At 70.9% G+C, this 9,998-nt stretch carries 8 protein-coding genes; 4 read left to right on the top strand and 4 right to left on the bottom strand.

Features of this window, described 5'->3' with window-relative positions; genetic code table 11:
- Nucleotides 1-29: 29 nt before the first annotated feature.
- Both Aple_RS22510 and Aple_RS22505 read right to left on the bottom strand, forming a co-directional pair.
- A complete protein-coding gene (locus Aple_RS22510) occupies nucleotides 30-1,484 on the bottom strand; it encodes an FAD-dependent oxidoreductase (RefSeq protein ID WP_155346648.1) in 1,455 nt (484 codons plus the stop codon).
- Complete coding sequence (locus Aple_RS22505; RefSeq protein WP_218038468.1) at nucleotides 1,481-1,720, bottom strand: phosphopantetheine-binding protein; 240 nt, start codon at nucleotides 1,718-1,720, stop codon at nucleotides 1,481-1,483. Before Aple_RS22505 ends, Aple_RS22510 begins: the two co-directional genes overlap by 4 nt.
- A 240-nt stretch (nucleotides 1,721-1,960) precedes the next feature.
- Between Aple_RS22505 and dhbA the strand changes: the two genes are divergently transcribed.
- From dhbA to Aple_RS22485, 4 genes are read left to right on the top strand one after another with little or no spacing between them, the layout of a single operon-like run.
- Complete coding sequence (gene dhbA, locus Aple_RS22500) at nucleotides 1,961-2,698, top strand: 2,3-dihydro-2,3-dihydroxybenzoate dehydrogenase (protein WP_155346646.1); 738 nt, start codon at nucleotides 1,961-1,963, stop codon at nucleotides 2,696-2,698.
- Nucleotides 2,699-2,711: 13 nt separating this feature from the next.
- Nucleotides 2,712-3,863 (top strand): isochorismate synthase, encoded by a 1,152-nt coding sequence (locus Aple_RS22495; protein ID WP_155346645.1) that lies wholly within the window; start codon nucleotides 2,712-2,714, stop codon nucleotides 3,861-3,863.
- Nucleotides 3,864-3,873: 10 nt separating this feature from the next.
- Nucleotides 3,874-5,451, top strand: a complete 1,578-nt coding sequence (locus tag Aple_RS22490; protein WP_155346644.1) for a (2,3-dihydroxybenzoyl)adenylate synthase — start codon at nucleotides 3,874-3,876, stop codon at nucleotides 5,449-5,451.
- A 12-nt stretch (nucleotides 5,452-5,463) separates the two neighbouring features.
- On the top strand, nucleotides 5,464-6,171 hold the full coding sequence (locus Aple_RS22485) for an isochorismatase family protein (protein WP_155346643.1): 708 nt from the start codon (nucleotides 5,464-5,466) through the stop codon (nucleotides 6,169-6,171).
- Nucleotides 6,172-6,289: 118 nt separating this feature from the next.
- Here Aple_RS22485 and Aple_RS22480 read toward each other — a convergent pair whose 3' ends face one another.
- Nucleotides 6,290-7,270, bottom strand: a complete 981-nt coding sequence (locus Aple_RS22480; protein WP_246264702.1) for a hypothetical protein — start codon at nucleotides 7,268-7,270, stop codon at nucleotides 6,290-6,292.
- A 49-nt stretch (nucleotides 7,271-7,319) separates the two neighbouring features.
- Nucleotides 7,320-9,965 carry an AAA family ATPase gene (locus tag Aple_RS22475; RefSeq protein ID WP_155346642.1) on the bottom strand — a complete coding sequence of 882 codons (2,646 nt, stop codon included), beginning with the start codon at nucleotides 9,963-9,965 and terminating at the stop codon, nucleotides 7,320-7,322.
- Nucleotides 9,966-9,998: the final 33 nt, after the last annotated feature.

The following is a 9,998-nucleotide window of genomic DNA, read 5'->3' as shown; positions in this document are numbered from 1 at the left end:
TTTCTCGCGATCGGGACGACGGACCGGGCTCAGCCGCGGGAGAACTCGGCCCAGCCGAGACCGTCCGCGGTGGGCACCAGGCCGCCTGGCAGGAGCGGGGCCTCGGGCGTGCGCTCGCCGTGCACACCCCGGGACTGGATCTGGTTCATCTCCTGCATGACATCGGTGACGACCGGCGTGCCGAACAGGTGGAACATGCGCTCCCCCGACTCGGTCTGCATCGTGCCGGTGCGCTCGACGGCGTCGGCGAGGTCGCGCGACGACAGAGCCAGCTCACGGGAATGCAGGCCGCCGACGAGCGTGGTGAACGCCTCCATGTCGGTGGCCTCCATGCCGGTGACCTTGCGGGCGTTCCAGAAGTAGGTGCCCTCGCCGTGCTGCATGTCGTAGAAGGCCGACAGGAACTCGTAGAAGACGGCGTACTCCCGCCGGTAGCGGCCCTCGAACTCGCCGAACGCGCGGTCCTCGGCGATCTCCCCGGCCAGCACGCTGTTGATCGAGCGGGCCGCCAGCAGGCCGGCGTAGGTGGCCAGGTGGACGCCGGTGGAGAAGACCGGGTCGATGAAGCACGCGGCATCGCCGATCAGCGCCATGCCGGGCCGCCAGAAGGCGCTGTTGGAGTAGGAGTAGTCCTTGCGGGTGCGGATCTCGCCGTAGGTGCCCTCGGTGACGCGGGTGGCCTGCGACAGGTAGTCCTTGACGATGGCGCAGCGGTCGATGAGGCCGAGCAGCGCGGCTTCCTGGTCGCCCTGGAGGCGGGCGGCGTGCTCGCGGGAGATCACCACGCCGACGCTGGTCAGGGTGTCGCTGAGCGGGATGTACCAGATCCAGCCCTCGTCGAAGGCGGCGCACAGGATGTTGCCGCGGTCGGGCCCGGGCAGCCGCTTGCCGCCCTCGAAGTAGCCGAACAGGGCGATGTTGCGGAAGAACTCCGAATAGTGGCGCTCGCCGCCGACGGCCTTCCAGATGCGGCTGCGGTTGCCGGAGGCGTCCAGCACGTAGGTCGCCTCGACGGTGTGCTCGACGCCCTCGGCGTCGGCGTAGCGGACGCCGGTGACCCGGTCGCCGCCGTCGACCGCCTCGATCGCGGCGCACTCCTCGCGCACGTCGACGCCGTTCTTGGCCGCGTTGCGCAGCAGGATCTCGTCGAACTTCATGCGTTCGACCTGGTAGGCGTAGGACGTGGGGCCGGTCAGCTCGGGTGAGATGGCGAACAGGAAGTTCCACGGCTCGGGGTTGACACCCCAGCGGAAACTGCCGCCTCGCTTGACCATGAACCCGGCCTTCTCCATCTCCTCGTGGACGTCGAGGAGACGGCAGATGCCGTGCACGGTTGCGGGGAGTAGCGACTCACCGATCTGGTAGCGGGGGAAGTTCTCCTTCTCCAGCAGCACGACCCGGTGCCCGCGACGGGCCAGCAGGGTGGCGGCGGTCGACCCGGCGGGACCGCCGCCGACCACGACGACGTCGGCGCGCTCGCTCATCGCCCCTCCTCCTGCCGGTCGGCGAGGAGCTTCCACCAGTCGGCGACCGTGGGCCGCTCGGCGAGTTCGGCGAACGTGGTGTCGACGCCGGCCGCGCGCCAGCGCTCGACCAGGCTCATCACCCTGATGGAGTCGAGCCCCAGGTCAAGGAGGTTCTCATCGTCGGACAACTCCGCCGGTGGCTCGGCGAGGACGTCGACGACGTCCTCCCTGACCCGTTCGTAGCTCAGCGACATGCAACGACCGCCCATTCTCAGTCAGGGGACATTCCAGGCATGGCGGAACGCCCCCGCGGTGAGGGGTGGCCGCCATTGACTCGTACCGCTTTCTTAGGAAAGCCTTACCTAACTTCTTGGCGCACGGGGCGGATTGTCAAGAGGTGCGACGCGGTGAAGCAGATCACAACCGGGGCCGTTGACAGATAGCGCTGCGTATAGAAAGTTAGGTATGCCTTACCTAAGTTCGCAAGGAGTGAAGTGAATCGAGATCTCACCGGCGAGGTGGCGCTCGTGACCGGCGCGGCCCGCGGCATCGGCGCGGCGGTGGCGGCGGCCCTGGCCGGCGAGGGAGCCGTCGTGGCCGCGACCGACGTGTTACTCGGCCGGACTGAAGGTGACATCATGCATCTGACCTGCGACGTCACCGACGCGAATCAAGTCGAGGCGCTGGTCGGCCGGGTCGAGAGAGAGATCGGGCCGATCGGCATCCTGGTCAACACCGCGGGTGTGCTCCGCACCGGACCTGCGGCCGAGTTGACCGCCGACGACTGGAGAGCGGTTTTCCGGGTGAACACGGAGGGTGTCTTCCACGTCAGCAGCGCCGTCGCCCGGCGGATGATCCCCCGGCGGCGCGGCCGGATCGTCACCGTGGCCTCCAACGCCGGTGGCATCCCCCGGATGGGCATGTCGGCGTACGCGGCCTCCAAGGCGGCGGCCGCGATGTTCACCCGGTGTCTCGGCCTCGAACTGGCCGCCCACGGCATCCGGTGCAACGTCGTGTCCCCCGGTTCGACCGACACGGCGATGCAGGCCGGCCTCGACCGGGAGGCGGTGCTGCGCGGCGACCTGGCGAGCTTCCGCACCGGCATCCCGCTCGGCCGGATCGCCGACCCCGCGGACATCGCCGACGCGGTCGCCTTCCTGGTCTCCGACCGCGCCCGGCACATCACGATGCAGGACCTGTACGTGGACGGCGGCGCCACCCTGCGGGCCTGAGAGAAAGGCAGCCATGTCCATCGCATACGAGGCGATCGCCGCCCCCGAACTGCTGCGCGCCTACCGGCCCGGACTGTCGTCCCTGTTCTCCTCCCCCCAGCACACCCTGCTGGCCCAGGGCGTCACGTCGGTGGTCCCACCCGCCGGCACCCTGGAGGACCTCAGCGACCGGGTCAGCCACCGGCTGCGCGGCGGCGGCCTGGTCATCGGCGCGATCCCGTTCGACGACCCCGCCTCCGCCCACCTGGTGGTGCCCGCCCAGACCCGATGGGCCGACCCGTTCGTCACGGGGGACGTGCCCGCGGCGGCTCCGGCGGGCGAGTGGCGCATCACCCCGGTGCCCAGCCCGGCCGACCACGTCAAGGGGGTGCGGCGGGTGCTGGAACTGCTCGACCGGGGCGCCGTCGACAAGGTGGTGCTGGCCCGCTCGCTCGAACTGACCGGCACCGAAGCCGCCGACGTGGTGGAGATCGCCCGCCGCCTGGCCGCCCGCGACCCGCACGGCCACGTCTTCGCCATCAGCCTGCCGGGCGAGCAGACCCTGGTGGGCGCGAGCCCGGAACTGCTCGTCTCCCGGATCGGCCCGGCCGTGGTGGCCAATCCGCTGGCCGGTTCGGCCGCGCGCAGCGCCGACCCGGAGGAGGACCGCCGCCGCGCCGCCGCCCTGCTCTGCTCAGCCAAGGACCAGCGGGAACACGCGGTCGTGGTCGGCGCGGTCGCCGACGCGCTGGCGCCGTTCTGCCGGACCCTCAGCGTGCCGGCGGAGCCGTCGCTGATCTGCACCGCCACGATGTGGCACCTGTCGAGCCGGATCACCGGCCGACTCGCCGATCCCGCCACCACGTCGCTGGACCTGGCCGTCGCCCTGCATCCGACCCCGGCCGTCTGCGGCACCCCGACCGAGGCGGCCCGGGCGGTCATCGCCGACGTCGAGCCGTTCGACCGGGGCTTCTACACCGGCATGGTCGGCTGGAGCGACGATTCCGGCGACGGCGAGTGGGCGGTCACGATCCGCTGCGCCGTAGTGGGCGCCGAGCGGGTACGCCTGTTCGCCGGCGGCGGCCTGGTCGCCGGTTCGGTGCCGGAGCACGAACTGGCCGAGACGACCGCGAAGTTCCGCACCCTGCTGAACGCGCTGGGCCTGCGGACCGGCGACGCGAGCTGAGAGGAGAACCGTGTCCTTCGTCCCCTACCCCGCGGACTTCGCCGAGCGCTACCGAGCGGCCGGATACTGGCGCGGCGAGACGTTCGGCTCCCTGCTGCGCGAGCGCGCCGCCGCCTTCGGCGACCGGGTCGCCCTCGTCGGCGGCGCCGATCGGTGGACCTATAGCGAACTCGACGAACGCGCCGACCGCCTCGCCGCCGGCTTCGCCCGGCTGAGCATCGGCCCCGGCGACCGCGTGGTGGTGCAACTCCCCAACCGCCCCGCGTTCTACGAGGTGATCTTCGCGCTGTTCCGCGTGGGCGCGCTGCCGGTGTTCGCCCTGCCCGCCCACCGGTCGGCCGAGATCGGCTACTTCTGCGCGTTCACCGAGGCCAGCGCGTACGTGACGACCGACGTCCACGACGGCTTCGACCATCGTGAGCTGGCCGCCGTTCTGAAGGTTCCGTACGTGATCGTCGACGGCGACCCCGGCCCGTACATCCCCCTGGAGTCGCTGCGGGTCTCCGAACCCGTCACCGGCGTCCGTCCGCCCCGCCCCGGCGACGTGGCGTTCCTCCAGCTCTCCGGCGGCAGCACCGGGACCCCCAAACTGATCCCCCGCACCCACGACGACTACCTCTACAGCGTCCGGGGCAGCGCCGAGATCTGCGGGCTGGACGCGGACAGCGTCTACCTGTGCGCCCTGCCCGCCGCGCACAACTTCCCGCTCAGCTCCCCCGGCGTCCTCGGTGTCCTGTACGCCGGAGGCCACGCCGTCATGGCCCCACGCCCCACCCCCGACACCTGCTTCCCGCTGATCGAACGCGAAGGCGTGACGATCACCGCCCTGGTGCCCCCACTCGCGATCATCTGGGCCGAGGCCGCCACCCACGCCACCGCCGACCTGTCGAGCCTGCGCGTGCTCCAGGTCGGCGGCGCCACGTTCGCCGAGGAGGCCGCCCGCCGGGTCGGCCCGGCGCTCGGCTGCACTCTCCAGCAGGTCTTCGGCATGGCCGAGGGTCTGGTGAACTACACCCGCCTGGACGACCCCGCCGATCTCGTCGTCGGTACGCAGGGCCGTCCCATCTCCCCCGACGACGAGATCCTGATCGTGGACGACGACGATCGCCCGGTCGCCCCCGGCGACCCGGGCCACCTGCTGACGCGGGGGCCGTACACGATCCGGGGCTACTACCGCGCCGAGGAGCACAACCGGACCGCGTTCACCGGCGACGGCTTCTACCGCACCGGCGACATCGTGCGGCGGCTGGCCACCGGTCACCTGGTGGTCGTCGGCCGTGCCAAGGACCAGATCAACCGGGGCGGCGAGAAGATCTCCGCCAAGGAGGTGGAGAACCACCTCCTGGCCCACCCCACCGTCCTGGACACCTCGGTGGTGGCCGTCCCAGACGACTATCTGGGCGAACGCACCCGCGCCTACGTCGTCCCCCGTGACGGCGGGCCCGCCCCGACGGCGCCGGTGCTCCGCCGCTTCCTGCGGGAACGCGGGCTGGCCGCATACAAGATCCCCGATCAGTTCGCCTTCGTGGACACCCTGCCGACGACCGCCGTCGGCAAGATCAGCAAAGGGGACCTTCGGTCCCGGTAAGAGAGGACAGTCGTGGCCATCCCCGCCATCGCCCCCTACCCCATGCCCGGCCCGCAGGAGCTCCCCGCCAACAGGGTGACCTGGACCCCCGATCCGCAGCGGGCGCTGCTGCTCATCCACGACATGCAGAACTATTTCGTCGAGGCCTTCCCGCAGAACACCGCCCCGATCAGCGACGCCATCGCCCGCATCACCGAACTCCGCGAGACGGCTTGGCGGCTCGACGTGCCGGTCGTCTACTCCGCCCAGCCCGGCGGTCAGACGACGAGCCAGCGCGGCCTGCTCCAGGACTTCTGGGGCCCCGGCATCGGCCCCGGCCGCCACGGCCAGGACATCATCCCCGCTCTCACGCCCGGCCCGTCCGACATCCGGCTGGTGAAGTGGCGCTACAGCGCCTTCCACCGCACTGAGCTCCGCGACATCCTCACCAAAACGGGACGCGACCAGTTGATCGTGACCGGTGTGTACGCCCACATCGGCTGTCTGATGACGGTCTGCGAGGCCTTCATGGGCGACGTCCAGGCCTTCCTGGTCTCCGACGCGGTCGCCGACTTCTCCGCCGAGCACCACCGGATGGCCCTCAAGTACGCCGCCGACCGCTGCGCCACGGTCCTGCCGGCCCTCGAGATCATCGAGGCTCTGGCACGCTCGGACGACTCGACGCCGGCCTCCGAAGGACCCACACAAGATCACGAGCCGATCGCCATCGAATCGCCGTGAGTTCGGGCTGCGGGCACGGCATCCACGGCCCTGCGGACACGTTTGCCGTGCGAGGGCCGAACGCTCTCGCCGACCCCGGCAATGAGGACGGTCAGTGGCCATCGCGGTACCCGACGTATCAGGACCTGGTTGCCGCCGAGCGTAGGGCTCGGTAGAGCAGGCCGGGGTCGCCGAGGTGGTGGCGGAGGAGTTTTTCCAGGCCGCCGATCGGCACCAGGTTCTGTGGTGCTCGGGGGTCCTTGTAGTCGACTCCCGCGAGTGAGGGCAGTACCAGCGTGATCGCGTCGGCGAGGGCCGCGACCTCGGGGCCGGATAGGTCGGCTCCGGCCTCACAGCGCGCGATGCCCGCCCAGGGCGCTTGCGAGCGCACGGGCAATTTCACGTACCAGGCGTGGCGTTGCCAGCTGGTTCCCATTCGGAAGACCGGCGTGCGCTGCCCGCTGGTGAGGGCGGGCACCACGGCCGCCTGCGGTTTCGGCAGGTATGACGTGTGGTGCGTCTTGACGTACCCGACGGTTCTGGGCAGGTGGGTGCGTCCGCGCAGTGGACCGTCCACGAGCAGCAGGTCGTCCTCGCCCGATTCGGCGCGATAGTTGATCGCGAGAGTCACCTCAAGTTCGGTCAGGCGGCGCTGCAACGCCAGGGACAGGTCGTCCAATCCTCCGTCACCGCTCTGTTCCGCCTGGTAGACGGCAAGGTCGGTGGCCGCCTCCGGTGCGCTCGGCGCCGAGCTGAACAACGCCCGCCGCACCTCGACAGCGGCGAGCGACGCGGGCGTGTCACCCCCCGGGACACACCGCACGATCCCGGCCGCGTACGACGCCGCGATCCCGGCCGCCGGCATCTCCCCCGGCGCTCCGTCCACCCACACCCGCGCGTCGATCCTGCGCACCCCGTCAGCGATCAGCAGCACCTTGGGAGCCGCGGTTCCCGGCGCGGGCGTGATCGGCCGCCACTGATCGGCCGGAACCTCAACCTCCAGATCAAGCTCCGCCGAGCTCCCTTCAAGCTCAGCCATCGCCTCAACCGCGACCGCCGCCGCATACCCCGGATCCCACGGATCGACGGTGAACCCCGGCCGCCGCAAGGTAGTGCTCAACTGCCAGCCTTTCGAACAAGACCCAAACCAGGCCGATACGGGGTGGTGCTCATCTTGTGGTCCTTTGGACGTGGGAGCCGGTTTGGTCGCGGGTGATCTCGTAGCGTGTCGGGACGCGGTCGGCTAGGGCGGGGACGTGGGTGACGACGCCGATCATGCGTTCGTGGCTGGAGGCCAGGCGTTCCAGGGTGGTGGCGACGGTGTCGAGGGTGGCGGGGTCGAGGGTGCCGAAGCCTTCGTCGAGGAAGATCGAGTCGAGGCTGCGGGCGGCGGAGGCGGCCAGGCCCGCGACTTGGTCGGACAGGGCGAGTGCCAGGGCGAGGGCGGCCTGGAAGGTTTCACCGCCGGAGAGCGTCCGCGCGTTTCTCCGCAGACCGGCTTCGGCGTAGTCGACCACCTCGATCTCGCCTTTGCCGCCCAGAACCAGCTCGTACTGACCGTCGGAAAGGTCCCGGAGGGTGTCGGAGGCGGCGGCGACCAGCAGTTCCAGGGCTTCCGCGCACAACCAGCGCTCGAACTGGTTGGCCCGCAGCAGCAGGGACAGCTCGTGCGCGACCCTGGCCTCCTCGTCCCGGTCGGCCACCTCCTGGGCCAGCTGCCTGGCCCGCTCCCGAGCCTCCCGGATCCGCTCCAGCCTGCTCTCCGCCTGCGCCACCGTGGTGGCCAGCGCCTGCCCGATCCGCATCGGCGTGAAGTCCGGTGGCACCACGAGCTCATGCTCCCCAAGCCGGGCCACCAGCTCGGCCCGTTCCCCATCCCGAACGCGCAGGGCCTCGGCCAGCCGTTCCCCGCGTGCCCGTCCCGCCTCCCGTTCCGCCTCCGCCGCCTGGTCACGCCAGGCCAGCAGCGCCGCCCAGCCCCGATGGATGTCCGCCCGCTCCACCGGCGGCGGCCGGAACCCCGCCACCGTGTCCCGTGCCGCCTCCAGCTCCCGCCACGCCTGCTCGACCCTGCCGCGCAACCCCGCGGCGGCCCGTTCGGCCGCCGCGAGCGCCGCCCTCCCCTGCCGAGTCCGCTGCCGCGCGGCCGTCACCTGCCTGCCCGCTTCATCGAAAGCCTGAAGTTTGCGAGTGATCTCCCCCAACTCCACCCGCGCCATCTCACCGATCCTTGCGGCCTCCCCCGCACGAGCGGCCGCATCCCCGCGCGCGACCCTGCCCGCACCCAGAGGCCCATCCCCAGACGTGAGCCCACCCACAGGCCGGGACTCGTGCACAGGCATGGGCCCATCCACAGGCATCGGCCCGTCCCCCGGCCGGGGCTCATACGCAGGCCGGGGCTCGTGGGCTTTTGTGGTGACTTTTCGGGAGAGGTCGGATAGTTCGGTGGTTAGTTTGTTGGCGTGGCGGGTGAGGAGGTCTGCTTCCGCGGTTGCTCTGCCGTGGTGGGAGCGGGCGTCTTCGGCGTGTTTGCGGGCGGATCTGACGGTGCCCTCGGCGGTGCTGAGGCCTGCGAGGGCGGGGTGGTGCGGGAGTTCGGTCACTGGGCGGAGGCAGGTGGGGCAGGGTGCTCCTACGACGATGCTGTGGGCCACTTCGGCGCCGGCGTGTGCCGTTCGCAGGCGATCGCGTTCCTGCTCGGCGTCGGTCAGGGCGCGTTCAGCTGCCGTGGTTCGCTCGACGAGGGCGGGGAGTGTCGAGGTGGCCTGGTCCGCGTCGGCGCGTGCCTGGAGCGCCTGAGCGGCGACGCGTAGGTACTGTTCCAGCAGGCTGCCACGTTCTGTCAGCGCGGACCGGTCGCCCAGGTCGGCGAGGCTCCTGTCCGCGAGCTGTTCCGCCTCCTCCAGGGTGGTGACGGTGGTGGTCGCCGCTCCTACCGCCTCCTCGGCGGATCGCAGTCCCTCGGCCAGGCCGGGCACATCGCCGGGCATGGTCAGACGGGTCAGTGTGGCCAGGGCGCCCGCCGCGGTCCGCTGCTCCTCCTGGAGGCGGCGTACGGTCTCGTCGTGGGCGGTCAGGGCCGCCAGGTCGTCGCCGACGCGGGACGTCAGCTCTTTCAGGGCCGCCAGGCGGTCGGTCGCGGCGCGCTCGGCCGGTTCGTCGGCTCCGGACAGGCGGTTGAGTTCGTTGCGGGCGAAGGTGGCGTGCTGTTTGGCGGTGTCCTCCTCGCGGACCGCGCGCTGCCGGATCCGCTCGTAGACTTCGGCGTCCAGCAGCTGGACGAGGAGGTCTTGCCGGTCGCGGGGCTGGGCGTGCAGGAATTCGGCGAAGCGGCCCTGCGGGAGGACCACGCACTGGGTGAAGAACTTGTATTCGAGGCCGGTGATGCGCTGGACCTCAACGGTGACGTTCTCCCCTTCCGCGACCGCGTTCGTCACCTTGGCCAGCAGGTCGGTCATCGGCGAGGCGGGCGGCACGCCGGGATCCAGCTCGTCGAGCCTGGCCTCCTTGGTGCGGACACTGTTCTTGGCGTCCCGGAGCAACGTGCGCACGACACCGTGACGGCGGCCGGACACCTCGAAGACCAGAGCCACCCTGCCGGAGGTGGCCGAAGGGGCGAGCGCGTAGGCGACCACGTTCTCCTTGCCCCAGCGGGGGACGGTGCCGTACAGGGCGAAGCAGATGGCGTCGATCACGGTGCTCTTGCCGGAGCCCGTGGCGCCGACCAGGGCGAAATAGTCGACGTCGGCGAAGTCGACCTCGACCGGTTCGCGGAAGCTGCCGAAATTCTCCAGGTACAACCGAATCGGACGCATCAGCTCGTCACCTCGTCACGCGATCGGACCGGG

This window comes from Acrocarpospora pleiomorpha, assembly GCF_009687885.1.
Lineage (GTDB): Bacteria > Actinomycetota > Actinomycetes > Streptosporangiales > Streptosporangiaceae > Acrocarpospora > Acrocarpospora pleiomorpha.
Note: the sequence above shows the minus strand (reverse complement) of the source record. Positions and strands in the feature narration are given on the sequence as shown.